Annotated in this window: 11 protein-coding genes; 2 read left to right on the top strand and 9 right to left on the bottom strand. The window is 62.2% G+C overall.

Going from position 1 to position 15273, the window contains the following annotated elements:
- Nucleotides 1-79: 79 nt before the first annotated feature.
- The 9 genes from KUV39_RS15140 to dnaE form a co-directional block, all read right to left on the bottom strand.
- Complete coding sequence (locus tag KUV39_RS15140; protein WP_242656132.1) at nt 80-874, bottom strand: cephalosporin hydroxylase family protein; 795 nt, start codon at nt 872-874, stop codon at nt 80-82.
- A gap of 15 nt (nt 875-889) precedes the next feature.
- A complete protein-coding gene (locus KUV39_RS15135) occupies nt 890-1774 on the bottom strand; it encodes an NAD-dependent epimerase/dehydratase family protein (protein WP_222460197.1) in 885 nt (294 codons plus the stop codon).
- Between the two features lie 10 nt (nt 1775-1784).
- A complete protein-coding gene (locus tag KUV39_RS15130; RefSeq protein ID WP_222460196.1) occupies nt 1785-2999 on the bottom strand; it encodes a glycosyltransferase family 2 protein in 1215 nt (404 codons plus the stop codon).
- Between the two features lie 2 nt (nt 3000-3001).
- Nucleotides 3002-4378, bottom strand: a complete 1377-nt coding sequence (locus tag KUV39_RS15125; RefSeq protein ID WP_222460195.1) for a class I SAM-dependent methyltransferase — start codon at nt 4376-4378, stop codon at nt 3002-3004.
- Nucleotides 4375-4953, bottom strand: a complete 579-nt coding sequence (locus KUV39_RS15120; protein WP_222460194.1) for a dTDP-4-dehydrorhamnose 3,5-epimerase family protein — start codon at nt 4951-4953, stop codon at nt 4375-4377. Before KUV39_RS15120 ends, KUV39_RS15125 begins: the two co-directional genes overlap by 4 nt.
- Entirely contained in the window at nt 4950-6029 is a 1080-nt protein-coding gene (gene rfbG, locus KUV39_RS15115) for a CDP-glucose 4,6-dehydratase (RefSeq protein WP_222460193.1), read from the bottom strand. The genes KUV39_RS15120 and rfbG overlap by 4 nt, the downstream gene beginning before the upstream one ends.
- Nucleotides 6026-6793: a glucose-1-phosphate cytidylyltransferase gene (gene rfbF, locus KUV39_RS15110; RefSeq protein WP_222460192.1), complete on the bottom strand. Its 768-nt coding sequence runs from the start codon at nt 6791-6793 to the stop codon at nt 6026-6028. The genes rfbG and rfbF overlap by 4 nt, the downstream gene beginning before the upstream one ends.
- Nucleotides 6794-6891: 98 nt before the next feature.
- Entirely contained in the window at nt 6892-7440 is a 549-nt protein-coding gene (locus tag KUV39_RS15105; protein ID WP_222460191.1) for a GNAT family N-acetyltransferase, read from the bottom strand.
- Between the two features lie 130 nt (nt 7441-7570).
- Entirely contained in the window at nt 7571-11083 is a 3513-nt protein-coding gene (gene dnaE, locus KUV39_RS15100; protein WP_050673934.1) for a DNA polymerase III subunit alpha, read from the bottom strand.
- A gap of 390 nt (nt 11084-11473) precedes the next feature.
- Between dnaE and xdhA the strand changes: the two genes are divergently transcribed.
- Nucleotides 11474-12868 (top strand): xanthine dehydrogenase small subunit, encoded by a 1395-nt coding sequence (gene xdhA / locus KUV39_RS15095; protein WP_222460190.1) that lies wholly within the window; start codon nt 11474-11476, stop codon nt 12866-12868.
- On the top strand, nt 12868-15273 hold the full coding sequence (gene xdhB / locus KUV39_RS15090; RefSeq protein ID WP_222460189.1) for a xanthine dehydrogenase molybdopterin binding subunit: 2406 nt from the start codon (nt 12868-12870) through the stop codon (nt 15271-15273). Before xdhA ends, xdhB begins: the two co-directional genes overlap by 1 nt.

The raw sequence follows: 15273 nt of genomic DNA, 5'->3' as shown, positions 1-15273 counted from the left end.
GCTTCTTTGCTCTCCCCACCAGTCAAAAAGCGCAGCTGATGCTGCGCTTTTTATTGTCTGTGGCGTTGTCAGAACTGGGTCAGCGGATACGTCGCAGGAAACCGCCTCTGGCCACCGTGATCAGCAGCCGGTCATGGATATCGGCGTCGATCTCGAACCGGTCATCTTCGCGCAGATAGGCTTCAACTGCGGTGCGGGGATTGTCCCCCTTGCCCCAGGGCCGGTCCGGGTAGGTGTCGTCATCCATGTCCTCAATCAGCGTATCAAACACCACGCAATAGCTGTCGACAGAGGTCAGATCCGCATAGGCGCGCAGCTCTTCCAGAACATGCTCGTGGGTGTGATTGCTATCCAGGCAGATCAGCACCTTTTTGTAGCCCTTGGCAAATTCCCTCACCTGCTGCACCACCGCCCCATCGATAGAAGAGCCCTGGATCATCTCGATGCGAGAGCGCATGGGATGGGCCTCAATGGCGGCGCGATTGTGGGGACGGATGTCGATGTCGATACCCAGAACCTTGCGCTGCGATTGCGCCGGGTCCAGCGTGGTGCCCGCTTCGATGGCCTCATGCATGTCCAGCTGCGCCAGCATCGACGCCGAGAAGATAAGTGAGCCGCCATGGGCAATCCCGGTTTCGATGATCAGATCGGGTTTGATCTGCCAGATCAGCTCCTGCATCGCCACGATGTCCTGCGGATACTGAATGATCGGACGCCCCATCCAGTGGTAGTTGTAGGAATACTGCGTATGCGCCGAGGCCCGCAGGAAGGCGAGTGCAGATTCCTGCAAACCGGTGTGGTTGCGCATCATATCGAGGCGGGCGGGGATATCGGCGGCAAAGGCTGTCATCTCTGGTCTCTCATTCTGTGTCATATGCTGTCTCGTGGATCAGGCCGGGATGGGATGTGAAATGGGCAAACGGGCCGGCGTGCTGTCGTCCGGTGGGCGCAGGCCGATCACCACCGGCGGATCATCCGGGTTAGCGGGGCGGGCGCCAAAGCGCAGCAAATCACGGCGGCCATATGTGTCGGCGATCGTCTCGGCCAATTGGCGCACCGTCGTGCCGGTGCCGCTTGAGATATTTACAGCGCCCTGCCGTGTCCCCAGCAGCTCGCGGATCAGCAGCTCTGCCGCCACATCAACGTCGAGAAAATCACGTACCTGATCCCCGGCGGACAGCTCCACGCTGTTCCCGGCCGCCAGCTGATGGTGCAGATAGGCAATCAGCCGGCGCGGATCCTCGCCTGCCCCATAGAGATAAAACAACCGCGCCCAGAGAAAGGAAACGCCAGCCAGCGGCAGCATATGCCCAAGCGCCAGTCCGCACGCCGTCTTGGCCGCTGCATAGGGCGAGCGCGGCGCAAGCGGGGCATCAGCCGCCACCGCACCCGGGCTCAGGTCATATTCCAGGCAGGTGCCGACCCCGACAAAGCGTTCCACCCCGGCCGCAATCGCCCCTCGCGCCATTGTCAGCGACCCGCTGAGGCAATCAAAGTTGCGCTCCGACAGCTGATACTGCCCAGGCTCTGCGTACCAAGCCAGGTGAAGCACACCGTCACATCCCGCACAGGTCTGCGCCCACCAGTCCTGCGACTGATCAAAAAGATCGGCGCATTCCACCACCTGATCCGCGGCCCCCATCCCATCAATCCGCCCATCGCTGCCCGCACGCACCACATGGCGCAGCGGAATACCCAGACCGCGCAGCTGCCGGGTGACAGCGCGTCCAACAAATCCCGTCGATCCGGTGAGCAATAGGCGCGAAATCGTCATGGCAGCACCGTCAGGCAAACTTTTGCATCAGATCACCCTCAGTCAGCGCCACCAGCGCCTGCTCGGCGGCTGCGACATGCAACGGGTTGTCCGCCTGCCCAAGGTTGAAGACGATATCATTCTCGCGGATATCAGGCGCTGCCTCGACGTGGCGCAGCGGCACGCTTGCGATCTCTTTCAGCACCTGCATCGTCTCCGCAGGACAATTGCCAAGCACCGCAACGCCCTCCGCTTGCAGCAGATCGGGCAGAACGACACAGATATATTGCAAGGCCGCCGCAAGCCGGATCTGCGCCATCAGATTTCTGATCGCTGGCCCCTGTCCCAGCCCGCGCAGACGCGCCGCCAAGGTGTAGGTATCAATCGGGTCACTGCCATTTTGCACCCGCAACGACAGCGCGACCAACATCCGTTCGATGATGATATGCTCAATCTGGCTACGCCGCTTTTGCAGATCGCTCAGCCCGCCTTGCTCTCTCGCCAGACCAAACAGGTAATCAAGCCCACCACGATAGAGATCCCAGCCTGACTGCACCTCATCAAGGCCCTGCTGCGCCCGTTCATCCCCTTCAAAGTGGCGGCTGACGGAATAGTAAAACGGCTCGGCCCCAAAAATCACATCCCCCGCACCCAAGTATTCGCAGGGCATGGTAAAGGCCCAGAAGGCAAGGTCATTGGCAAGCGGCGTGAGGTGTTTCTGCACCGTAACGCGAACCACCGAAATCTCTGCAAAAACCTTGTTGTCCAGCACATGCTCCAGCAGGCCCACATAGTTACCCTGGGGGACGGTCACCTGACCTTGCTGCTGATAGAGCGGTGCTCCATAGGCGCCTGTAACCAGATCCTTGTTGAGCCAGGGCGCATAGTAGATCCCGGCTTTTGGATTGGCATCCATTTGCTCAATCGCCCGGATCACCCCTTTGTAGGCGAGCCGATCATCATCCGCCAGATAAACCGCATATTCCCCAGCCGAGGCGCGCAAGGCCTTTTGCATGTTGCGCAGCGGCCCGATGTTTTCACTCTGGCGCATGTAACGCAACGGGAGCTGACCCTCCATCGCGGCCACGACCTCGGCGGTCTCATCTGGTGAGGCATTGTCCGACACAATCACTTCGACAGGCCACGGCAGCTGGTGCAGATCCTCAGCCAAAGACGCAAGCAACGTCCTCAGGTAAGAGGCCCGGTTAAAGGTCGGGATGCAGATGCTCAGTTTGATATCAGCCATGGTCAGCCTGCTTTCTTTTCGTAGATTGCACCCTGCAAAGGGGACACACGCCCCCCTTGAGCCGAGGCAGACAGTGGCGCGATGCTGGCGCTGCACTGCTGGCCTTGGGTGGCCTGCACCGGCGCCGGGCGTGGCATCACGGTCCAAAGTGTGGTGCCGTGGGTTTCAGTGATCCAGGCCAGATCGGCAGCGATCTCTTCGCGCAGGTTCCAGGGCAGGATCAGCAAGTGGTCCGGGGGGCTCTGATGCAGGGCATCTGGCGCCACCACCGGAATATGAGCCCCCGGCAGAAACCGCCCCTGTTTAAACGGGGCCGCATCCGCGATGTAGCTCAGCAGGCGACTGTCGATGCGGGCATAGTTGAACAGCGTCGTGCCCTTGGCCGCAGCCCCATAACCGGCAACCGTCTCACCCCGCGACCGGCAACGCACAAGGAAATCAACCAATGCGTCCGCCGCCTGATCTGCCTGCGCCTGCAGACCTGCGTAATAGCCCGGATCCTGAACACCCATCGCCCCCTCAGCCCCGCCTGCAGGCGGCACCGCCGTGGCTTCACGCGCGAGGAGCGCGCTGACGCTTGCCTCGGTCGCGTGCGCCGCGTCATCATGGCAGGCCCAGACCCGCAGACTGCCGCCGTGGGTGGACAATGTGCTGACGTCAAAAACCCGCAGGCCCGCTCCGGCCAGAATGCGCTGAACCGTGGTCAGCGACAGGTAAGAGAAATGTTCGTGATAAACCGTATCAAACTGCCCCTGCTCGACCAGTTGGCACAGATGCGGAAACTCCAGCGAAATCACCCCTTCACGTGCCAGCAACCCGGCCAGCCCCTTGGTGAAATCGTTGATATCGGGCACATGGGCATAGACATTGTTGCCGACAATCAGGTCAGCCCCTTGGCCCTTGCGCTCCTGGCGCAGGGCCTCTGCCGTCGCCGCGCCGAAAAAGGCCTGGCGGGTCTCGACCCCCTTGGAGCGGGCGACCTCAGCGGTGCTGGCGGTTGGCTCAAACCCAAGGCATGGCACCCCGGCGGCTACGAAATTCTGTAGCAGGTAGCCATCGTTCGAGGCGATCTCGACCACAAAGCTGTCGCCCCCAAGCCCCAACCGTTCAATCGCGCCATTGCAGAAACGGGTCGCATGGTTGAGCCAGCTGCGGGAGGTCGAGGAGAAATAGACATACTCCGCATCAAACAGCTCTTCTGCGGCGGCGAAATCCTCGGTCTGGACCAGATAGCATTGCGGGCAGAACAACAGGCGCAGCGGATAGTGAACCTCTGGCGTGCGCAGCTGTTCCGCCTTGAGATAGGCGTTGGACGGGGGCGCGTGGTTGAGGTTCAGAACCTCCTGCGACAGCTCGGTCGCGCAATGCCGACATTTCATGACAGCACCTCCTGTTTGGTGCGGGATGGACTAAGATTTGGTGCAATTTCGCAAAGCCGCGGCAGCGTCAGATCGCGCTCAGACACGGCGACCGGGGGCAGCGGCCATTGGATCGCGAGGTCGGGATCATCAAAGGCCACGCCTGCCTGATGGGCCGGGCTGTAGGGGCGCGAATGACTGTAGTGCAGCATCACATCGTCGCTCAGGGTCTGAAACCCGTGCGCAATGCCTTCGGGGATATAGACGCCACTGCCCGACGCCCCGTCCAGTTCCAGCGCGCACCACTGCCCGTAGGTGGCAGATTGCGGTCGCAGATCAACCAGCACGTCATGGATGCGGCCCGCAAGGCAGACAAGCAGCTTGGTCTCGGCAAATGGCGCGGTCTGATAGTGCATGCCCCGCAGCGTGCCCCTTCGGGTGCTGCGCGACAGGTTGGTCTGTGCCCACCGGCTGACCAGCCCCGCCTCTGCAAAGGTCTCGGCGCAGAACAGGCGACCAAAGGCACCACGGGGATCGGGATTGGCCGACCAGCCAATGCGATAAACCCCCTCCATTGCAAACGGTTCGATCTTCATGCGGCGGCCTCGAACCGGGCGATCTGCGCTTCGCTCACCTCACGGGGGTCGGCGCCGCCCTGCACCGCAGCGTACCAGCGCATGGTCTCTGCCACGCTGTCCTCAAACGCCCAGCGAGGCTGCCAGCCAAGCCGCTGCTGCGCCAGGGTGCTGGACAGGCACAGGCGTCCGGTTTCCACCGGATGAGCCGCTTCAGGGCCATCGCAGATCACGTCCAGATCTGCGCCGGGATAGGCACTGCCGGCCGCTTTGACCAACTCAGCCACGGATTTCTCTGCCTGGGCATCCGGCCCGAAGTTCAGCGCATCAGGGACGCTGCTGTCCTCCGCCTGCGCCAGGGCCTCGGCCAATTGCATATAGCCTGCAAGCGGGTCCAGAACATGTTGCCAGGGGCGCACAGACTGGGGAAAGCGCAGATGCAGCGACTGACCCGCCGCGATGGCGCGCACGATATCCGGCACGATCCGGTCATCCGCCCAATCGCCACCGCCGATCACATTGCCAGCCCGCGCGGTCACGATGCGAATGTTTTCCCGTTCGAGAAACGACGCCCTGTGGGAGGCCACCAACAGCTCGGTGGCCGCCTTGCTGGCGCTGTAGGGATCGTGGCCGCCCAGCTGATCGTCTTCGGTAAAGGCATGGCTGCCCGAGACCGGCGCATAGACCTTGTCGGTGGTGGCCACCACAACGGTCATCGCTACCCCATCCCGGCGCCTGCGGTTCATCACCCGCAGCAGTTCCAGAAGGTTCAGCGTGCCGGTCAGATTGCTGTCCCAGGTTTCAACCGGGTCCAGATAGGACTGGCGCACCAGCGGCTGCGCGGCGAGGTGAAACACAACATCGGGGCAATAGGCTGCGTAGTTGTCGATCAGGGCCGACCGGTCGCGCAGATCACAGATATCGCCGGGGATCAGCTCTTGCAGATTGGCAGCGGCAAACAGGCTCTGGGTCTCTGCAGGCAGGGCAAGCCCGCGCAAACGCGCCCCCTGTCGGGCCAGCATCAGCGCAAGCCAGGCCCCCTTAAAGCCGGTGTGACCGGTCACAAGGACCGATTTGCCCTGCCAGAACCCGCTCACGCCCAAACCTTCCACGGCGCCTGACCCGAAGACCAGAGCCCTTCCAGGTAATTCTTGTCGCGCTGGGTGTCCATTGCCGCCCAGAACCCACTGTGTTTGTAGACAGACAGCTGCCTGCGCGCGGCCAGACGTTCGATCGGCTCTTTTTCCCAGATCGTATCCGGCCCCTCGATACCATCAAGCGCAGACGGCTCGCAGACGAAAAAACCACCGCTGACCCAATGGTTGTCGCCCGCGGGCTTTTCCACGAACCGGGTCGCCGTATGCCCGTCCATCTCGATGCTGCCAAAGCGGCCTGCGGGCTGAACAGCTGTCACCGTGGCCTCTGTGCCCTGCGCACGGTGGAACGCAACCAGTGCCTTCACATCCACATCCGCAACCCCATCGCCATAGGTCATACAGAAGGTTTCATTGAGATACTGGCGCGCATGGGCCAGACGCCCGCCCGTCTGGGTCATCTCGCCGGTATCCAGCATGGTGACTTTCCAGGGCTCACAGTTCTTTTGCAAAAGCGCCAGCTCACCGGTGCGCATATCCACGCAGATATCCGCGTTATGCAGCACGTAGTTGGTGAAATATTCCTTGATCATATAGCCCTTGTAGCCACAGCAGATCACGAAATCGGTAAAGCCCTGCGCGCCAAAGGTTTTCATGATGTGCCACAGGATCGGTTTGCCGCCGATCTCGATCATTGGCTTCGGCCTCAGATGGCTTTCTTCGCTGATCCGGGTTCCCAGACCACCGGCGAGAATAACGACCTTCATGCGTTCCTCTTTTGCGTTGCAGTTTCACCGCGTGGCACCGGGATCGCATGGACGTGGTTAAGGGCGGGTGAATCTTACCGCAAAGACGACAAATTTATTCAATCCGCAGGCGGTTTCGCCAAAACGCAGTCCCGTACAAACACATCGTTGAGATAAGATTGCCCCTCCAGCACAAACGCAGTCTCTCCTGCCCGGTCAAACCCCTGGCTCAGGTAAAACCGTTTGGCAGGCAGGTTTTCGGCGTTTGAGGCCAACCAGACAGCGGGCACGCCCTGCTTTGCGCAATGGGCCAGCGCCGCCGACAACAGCGATCGCCCCAGACCGCGACCGTGGTGGCGCGGCTGAACATAAAGCGTGCGGATCTCGACATCCGGGCCACCCGCAACAGGCGCGGGAGCCCCCATATCGACGCGGATATAGCCATCAATCCCCATGCGGTTCTGCGACACGATGATATGACTAGTTGGCGCGGCAATCACCGCCCGCATCCGCGCGGGCGTGTATTCTTGCAGCACATAATCCGCAAATGCGGCCCCCACCCCCTCGCGCAGATAGGTCGCCACCCAGACCTCGACCGACAACGCCGCCAAGCTGGGCGCATCCGCCATTTCCGCCACCCGCAGGGTGAGATCCGGGTGGTCGGTCATGGCGTCATTCCTTGGTCTGCAAATACGATTGCGCGCTAGTGAACATGGACGCCCACAAAGGCACGCGACCTACGGGCGCAGGTCGGGCGCGGCCCGGCCTCTCAGCCGGGCAATCTCGCGCGCCTCACGCTCAAATCTCCTCCACATCCATCACGCCGTCCAGTGATTTCAGCGCGCCTTTGATCTGGGGGTTGATGGGAAAGGGCTGGCCCAGGTCCATCTCGACATCGCCGGGCAAGGCGGGGTCCTGGAGGTACATATAGACCTCCCCCCGCGAGGCGTTGCGGGCGGCTTTCTTTGCGTCTTCAAGAACTTGCGCAACCGTCGCCACCGCCTTTGCGTCCGAAACATAAACCCGAAGGGATGACCGGCCCGCATCGGCAATGGCGGCATCCACGGGCCCGACAGACCGCACCAGCAGCTTCAGCTGATCGCTTTCCATCGTCGCCTCTGCGGTGATCACCACCTTGGCGCCGGTGTCCAGAAACTCACGGCTCTTCTCCAGCACCTCGGAAAACAGCGTGACCTCATAAGCGCCTGACGTATCCGACAGCTGGGCAAAGGCAAAGCGGTTGCCGCGGGCGGATTTGCGTTCCTGTCGCCCGGCCACAACCCCGGCCATCTTGGCCATGAACGGGCCGCGCTCTGCCTTGGCGGTGACCTCATCCAGCGTCATCACATCCTTGCGCTTGAGCGCAGGCATATAGTCATCCAGCGGATGCCCCGAGAGGTAGAAACCGATGGCCTTGAATTCCTCGGACAGGCGTTCGGCGGGCAGCCAGTCGGGCACGTTGGGCAGTCGCGGTTCCGGAAGGTCTTCGCCCGCCTCGCCAAACAGCGACACCTGATTGGAGTTCTTCTGCTCCTGAATGGCGGCCGAGTAATCCACCAGCGCGCCGAGGCTTTCAAACACCCGGCGGCGGTTGCTGTCCAGCTGGTCAAAAGCCCCGGCCCGCGCCATCATCTCAAGCGGACGTTTGCCGACCTTTTTCAGATCGACCCTGCGGGCAAAATCAAACAGCGTCGCAAACGGTTTGTCCTGGCCGCTTTCACGCCGCGCCGCAGTCACCAGGCGCATCGCCTCCACGCCGACGTTTTTCAGCGCGCCCAGCGCATAGACCAGCTCTCCCTTGACCACATTGAAAGTCGCCTCCGAGCGGTTCACGCAGGGGGGCACATAGGGCAGGCCCAGGCCTTTCTTGACCTCTTCAAAATAGATCGCCAGCTTGTCGGTCAGATGGATATCGCAGTTCATGACGCCGGCCATGAACTCTACCGGGTGGTTCGCCTTCAGCCAGCCGGTCTGATAGCTGACCACCGCATAGGCGGCCGCGTGCGATTTGTTAAAGCCGTAGTTGGCGAATTTTTCCAGAAGGTCGAAAACCTCCGAGGCCTTCTTGGCAGGCACCCCGTTTTCCGCCGCGCCCTTTTCGAACTTGGGGCGTTCGGCGTCCATCGCCTCCTTGATCTTCTTACCCATCGCGCGGCGCAGCAGGTCCGCACCACCAAGGGTATAATTCGCCATCACCTGGGCGATCTGCATCACCTGTTCCTGGTAAACGATGATGCCCTGGGTTTCCTCAAGGATATGGTCGATCAGCGGATGCACGGATGTGATCTCGCGCTGGCCGTTCTTTACCTCGCAGTAGACCGGGATGTTTTCCATCGGGCCCGGACGATAAAGCGCCACAAGCGCCACGATGTCCTCGATACAGGTGGGTTTCATGCGCTTCAGCGCATCCATCATGCCGGTGGATTCCACCTGGAACACCGCCACCGTCTTGGCGCGGGAGTAGAGGTCATATGTAACCTTGTCATCCAGCGGAATGGCGTTGATCTGGTTCTCCGCCCCCTCTGGCGGGTCATAGAGCTGGGTGCCGTCTGCGGCGATATGCAGGTCGCGGCCCGACTGGAAAATCAGATCCATCGCGTTCTGAATGACGGTCAGTGTCTTCAGGCCGAGAAAGTCGAACTTTACAAGACCGGCCTGTTCCACCCATTTCATGTTGAACTGGGTGGCGGGCATGTCAGAGCGCGGATCGCGGTAAAGCGGCACCAGCGCATCCAGTGGCCTGTCGCCAATCACCACACCCGCCGCGTGGGTACCGGCAGAGCGCAACAGCCCCTCGACCTGCATGCCGTACTTCAGCAAGCGGTCAACGACCTCTTCGTTCTCCGCCTCCTCGCGCAGACGCGGCTCTTCCTTGAGCGAGTCCGCAATCGACATCGGCTTGACGCCCTCGACCGGGATCAGCTTGGACAGCCGGTCCACCTGGCCATAGGGCATCTGCAAAACCCGCCCCATGTCGCGCACCGCCGCCTTGGACAAAAGCGCGCCAAAGGTGATGATCTGCCCAACTTTATCGCGACCGTATTTCTCCTGCACGTATTTGATCACCTCTTCCCGGCGGTCCATGCAGAAGTCGATATCGAAGTCGGGCATCGACACCCGTTCCGGGTTGAGGAAGCGTTCGAACAGCAGGCTGTAGCGCAGCGGGTCAAGGTCGGTGATCGTCAGCGCATAAGCCACGAGAGAGCCCGCACCAGAGCCCCGCCCCGGCCCGACCGGAATGTCGTGGTCCTTGGCCCATTGGATAAAGTCCGCAACGATCAGGAAGTAGCCGGGAAAGCCCATCCCCTCGATGATGCCCAGCTCGAAATCGAGCCGCTCCTGATATTCCTCGACGCTCACCGCATGGGGGATCACAGCCAGACGCTGCTGCAGGCCCTCATTGGCGATGCGGCGCAGTTCGGCCACCTCGTCATCGGCAAACTTCGGCAGGATCGGATCGCGCCGATACGCCATAAAGGCGCAGCGTTTGGCGATCTCTACGGTGTTTTCCAGCGCCTCTGGCAGATCGGCAAACAGCGCGACCATTTCTTCCTGGCTTTTGAAATAGTGCTGCGCAGTCAGGCGGCGGCGCGGCTCCACCTGATCGACATAGGCCCCCTCTGCGATACAGATCATCGCGTCATGGGCCTCGTACATTTCCGTATTGGGGAAATAGACGTCATTGGTGGCAACCAGCGGCAGGTCCATCGCATAGGCCATCTCGATATGGCCGCGCTCTGTCAGCTGCTCCGCTTCGGGCTGGCCGTGCTCGCCCGGATGGCGCTGCAATTCCACATAGAGACGATCCGGAAAGATCGCTTTCAGCCGCTGCATCAATGCCTCGGCCGCCGAGCGTTGCCCCATCTGCAACAGCCGCCCCACCGGCCCGTCAGGCCCACCGCTGAGACAGATCACATCCCCTGCATATTGGGCCAGCTCTTCCAGCGTGACATGCGCCAGCTCACTGCCTTCGCGCATATACAGGCAAGAGTTCAGCTTCATCAGATGTTCATAGCCTGTCTCGCTCTGCGCGAGCAGCACCAGCGGCGCAGGCGGCTTGGGCCGCTCGCCGGGGGCGGGATCCGTGAACCGCAGATCCACCTGACAGCCCATGATCGGCTGCACCCCTGCACCGCTGGCAGAGACCGAAAACTCCAGCGCAGCAAACAGGTTGTTGCTGTCCGTCACCGCAATTGCGGGCATCTCGTATTTCTTGCACAGATCCGGCAGCTTTTTCAGCCGCACGGCACCTTCCAGCAACGAGTATTCGGTATGGGTGCGCAGGTGAATGAATCGGGGATTTTGGGTCATGGCGCCAAGCTACCGCCGCAGGCCGCCAGAAGGAAGCGGGAAGGCAGCGACGTGACGCCCAAGTCCGCGCAACCACTCGCAAGGAATGCGCAAAAATAAGGCAGGATTATTCCGCTTTGTTTGAAACTCTTTCCGCACCCTGCGCGCCAACCCAAGGCCAGAGAGGGTGAAACGGTTTAAAAATAACGGCATACAGCGGCACACCGCAATGATCTTGCGCCCCAATATTGTCTCATGGCAGAGTCACTTTTCCTTGCCAGACGGACAGCGCCCTTTCTAGGCTGTTGCCAACACAGGGAAAACCAACATCAAGACGCCCGCCATGTCTTCTACGTCGCATCGAAGGGATGGCACCCAGGGAAAACCAAGGTAACGCGACGGGTTTCTAACATGACGATCACCTTTCGATTGAACGGTGAAGAGGTCTCGCTCAAGGATGTTTCTCCGACGGCGACACTGCTGGACTGGCTGCGCGAAGACCGCGGGCTGACCGGCACCAAGGAAGGCTGCAACGAGGGCGACTGCGGCGCCTGCACCGTGATGGTGACCGACGCCAAAGGCGCCAAGCCGCTGAACGCCTGCATCCTGTTCCTGCCCCAGCTGCACGGCAAATCCATCCGCACCGTCGAAGGCGCGGCAGGCCCCGATGGCCAGCTGCATCCGGTGCAAGAGGCGATGATCACCCATCACGGCAGCCAGTGCGGTTTCTGCACGCCGGGCTTCATCATGTCGATGGTGACCGCCCACAAGAACGGCGCGTCCGACCACGATGACCAGCTGGCAGGCAACCTCTGCCGCTGCACCGGCTATGCCCCGATCATTCGCGCCGCCGAAGCCGCCAGCGCAGCACCGGTCCCCGACTGGATTCGCAGCGAGGATGCAGCCAACCTGCCAGCAACAGACGGCGATGCCGCCTCCCTGCGGCCCGGCTCTGCCGACGCATTGGCCGAAGCCTATGCCGCGCGGCCCGAGGCGACGCTGATTGCGGGCGCCACGGATGTCGGGCTCTGGGTGACCAAACAGCTGCGCGATCTGGGGGATGTGATCTTCCTTGATGGCTGCGATGACCTGAAAGACATCACCGAACAGCCCAACGGCAGCCTGCGCATCGGGGCGATGGTCGACATGAACCGCCTGCGCAGTACCCTCACCGCGCGCCACCCGTCTTATGGGGAAATGCTGCGCCGCTTTGCCAGCCAGCAGGTGCGCGCCGCCGCCACCATCGGCGGCAATATCGCCAATGGCTCCCCCATCGGAGACAATCCGCCCGCGCTGATCGCGCTTGGTGCAACGCTTGAACTGCGCAAGGGCGTCAGCCGCCGCAGCCTGCCGCTTGAAGAGTTCTTCATCGACTACGGCAAGCAGGACCGCCAGCCCGGCGAATTCGTCGAGGCCATCACCCTGCCCGCACGACCTGCCGAACAGGGTGATGCCCTGCGCGTCTACAAGCTCTCCAAACGCTTCGATCAGGATATCTCTGCGGTTCTGGGCGCGTTCAATCTGACCGTTGAGGACGGCCAGATCACCGCCGCACGCATCGCCTTTGGCGGCATGGCAGGTGTGCCCAAGCGCGCCAGCCACGTAGAGGCCGCGCTGATCGGCCAGCCCCTGTCCTCTGCCACGCTCGCCACTGCGCGGGGCGAGTTTGCCCGCGACTTCACCCCGATGAGCGATATGCGCGCCTCTGCCGACTACCGGCTGGAGGCGGCGGCAAATATGCTCGCACGCTATTTTGACGATCTGGGCCAGACGCAGACGCCCACCCATGTGCTGGAGGTGAAGTGATGGCTGTTGCAAAACCTCTCCCCCATGACGCGGCGCGTCTGCATGTGACTGGTCAGGCGCGTTACGTCGATGACATCCCGTCGCCGCGCGACACGCTGCATCTGGCCTTTGGCCTGTCGACAGTGGCCCACGCAGGCATCACCGCACTGGATCTGGATGCCGTCCGCCAAAGCGACGGCGTGGTGGCCGTGCTCACCGCTGACGATCTGCCCTTTGACAACGACGTCTCGCCCTCCGCCCATGACGAGCCGCTGTTGGCCGATGGATCGGTCCACCATATCGGCCAGCCGGTGTTTCTGGTGGTCGCCACCTCGCATCGTGCGGCACGGGTTGCGGCGCGCAAGGGTCAGATCAGCTATGCCGAACGCCCTGCCCTGCTGACGCTGGAGGACGCGCTGGCCGCAGACAGCCGCTTCGAAGACGGCCCCCGCATCTACACCAAAGGTGACGCAGACAGCGCCATCACCTCGGCGGCCCATGTGGTCGAGGACACATTCGATCTTGGCGGGCAGGAACATTTCTACCTTGAAGGTCAGGCCGCAATGGCCCAGCCGCAGGAAGACGGCGGCATGCTGGTCAACTCCTCGACCCAGCACCCGACCGAAATCCAGCACAAGGTGGCAGAGGCCATCGGCCTGCCGATGCACGCCGTCCGGGTCGAGACCCGCCGTATGGGCGGTGGCTTTGGGGGCAAGGAAAGTCAGGGCAACGCGCTGGCCGTGGCCTGCGCCATCGCCGCCCGTGCCACCGGCCGCACCTGCAAGATGCGCTATGACCGCGACGACGACATGACCATCACCGGAAAGCGTCACGCCTTCCGCATTTCCTATCGCGCGGGATTTGACGCAGAGGGGCGCATTCAGGGGGTGGAGTTCACCCATCTGGTCGATTGCGGCTGGGCACAGGATCTGTCGCTGCCGGTGGCGGATCGCGCCATGCTGCACAGCGACAACGCCTATCTGATCCCCGCAATTCGCATCGAAAGCCACCGGCTGAAAACCAACCGTCAAAGTGCGACCGCCTACCGTGGCTTTGGCGGGCCTCAGGGCATGGTCGGGATCGAGCGGGTGATGGACCACGCAGCCCATAAGCTGGGGCTCGACCCGGTAGAGCTGCGCCAGCGCAATTATTACGCGCCGATGCAGTCCGCCACCGCGCCAGCGGGCGCGCCCCACGACAGCTCTGTCCCCGCGCCGGATGCGGCAGGCGATCTTGCCTCTCGCGGGGCCCCGGCTGACCCCGCCGATGTCACCACACCGGCGGCAGATGTGCAGACAACCCCCTACCGTATGCCGGTAGAGGATTTCATCCTGCACGAGCTGACCGCCGAGCTGCTGAACACATCGGACTATGCAGCCCGCAAGGCGGACATCGCCACGTGGAACGCCGGGAATGACCGCTTCAAGCGCGGCATCGCGTTTTCGCCGGTAAAATTCGGTATCTCCTTCACGCTGACCCATCTCAATCAGGCGGGCGCGCTGGTGCATGTCTATCAGGACGGATCGGTCCACCTGAACCACGGCGGCACCGAAATGGGCCAGGGCCTGTTCCAGAAGGTCGCGCAGGTCGCTGCCAGCCGCTTTGGCATCTCGCTGGAAAAGGTAAAGATCACCGCAACCGACACCGCCAAGGTGCCCAACACCTCGGCCACGGCGGCCTCCTCCGGGTCGGACCTGAACGGCATGGCGGTCAAAGCCGCTTGCGACACCATCCGTGACCGCATGGCAGCCTATCTGGCCGAGCGCTACCAGCAGCCCGTTTCAGCGGTGCGCTTTGAGGGCGATCGCGTCATCATCGGCAGCGAAGAGCTGAGCTTTGAGGCGGCGGCGATGGAATGCTACACAGGCCGCATCAGCCTGTCGTCAACCGGGTATTACAAAACCCCGAAACTGGAATGGGACCGCATTCAGGGCAAGGGGCGCCCGTTTTTCTACTTTGCCTATGGTGCGGCCATCACCGAGGTGGTGGTGGACCGGCTCACTGGTGAAAACCGGACCCTGCGGGCAGATGTTCTGCATGACGCGGGGGCCTCGCTGAACCCCGCGCTGGATATCGGCCAGGTGGAAGGCGCCTATGTGCAGGGGGCTGGCTGGCTCACGACAGAGGAACTGGTCTGGGATCAGACCGGCAATCTGCGCACCCATGCGCCCTCAACCTACAAGATCCCCGCCTGTTCGGACCGGCCCGATGTGTTCAATGTCGCGCTTTGGAACGGCGAGAACCGCGAGGACAGCATCTATCGCTCAAAGGCAGTGGGGGAGCCGCCCTTCATGCTGGGCATCTCGGCCTGGCTTGCGCTCAGCGATGCGGTTGGGGCCTATGGCGGCAGCTACCCTGCGCTGAATGCGCCCGCGACATCCGAAGAGATCTGGCGCGCGGTGCGCCGCATCGCGCCGGAGGCCTAG

The organism is Phaeobacter italicus (genome assembly GCF_019801785.1).
Classification (GTDB): Bacteria; Pseudomonadota; Alphaproteobacteria; order Rhodobacterales; family Rhodobacteraceae; genus Phaeobacter; species Phaeobacter italicus.
This window is presented reverse-complemented; position numbering and strand designations above follow the sequence as displayed.

What these genes read in the sequence shown, in the direction of transcription:
- rfbF (WP_222460192.1), bottom strand. Translation starts at nt 6,793, where the DNA reads ATGAAGGTCGTTATTCTCGCCGGTGGTCTGGGAACCCGGATCAGCGAA.
- KUV39_RS15120 (WP_222460194.1), bottom strand. Translation starts at nt 4,953, where the DNA reads ATGAAGATCGAACCGTTTGCAATGGAGGGGGTTTATCGCATTGGCTGG.
- xdhA (WP_222460190.1), top strand. Translation starts at nt 11,474, where the DNA reads ATGACGATCACCTTTCGATTGAACGGTGAAGAGGTCTCGCTCAAGGAT.
- KUV39_RS15140 (WP_242656132.1), bottom strand. Translation starts at nt 874, where the DNA reads ATGACACAGAATGAGAGACCAGAGATGACAGCCTTTGCCGCCGATATC.
- dnaE (WP_050673934.1), bottom strand. Translation starts at nt 11,083, where the DNA reads ATGACCCAAAATCCCCGATTCATTCACCTGCGCACCCATACCGAATAC.
- xdhB (WP_222460189.1), top strand. Translation starts at nt 12,868, where the DNA reads ATGGCTGTTGCAAAACCTCTCCCCCATGACGCGGCGCGTCTGCATGTG.
- KUV39_RS15105 (WP_222460191.1), bottom strand. Translation starts at nt 7,440, where the DNA reads ATGACCGACCACCCGGATCTCACCCTGCGGGTGGCGGAAATGGCGGAT.
- KUV39_RS15125 (WP_222460195.1), bottom strand. Translation starts at nt 4,378, where the DNA reads ATGAAATGTCGGCATTGCGCGACCGAGCTGTCGCAGGAGGTTCTGAAC.
- KUV39_RS15130 (WP_222460196.1), bottom strand. Translation starts at nt 2,999, where the DNA reads ATGGCTGATATCAAACTGAGCATCTGCATCCCGACCTTTAACCGGGCC.
- KUV39_RS15135 (WP_222460197.1), bottom strand. Translation starts at nt 1,774, where the DNA reads ATGACGATTTCGCGCCTATTGCTCACCGGATCGACGGGATTTGTTGGA.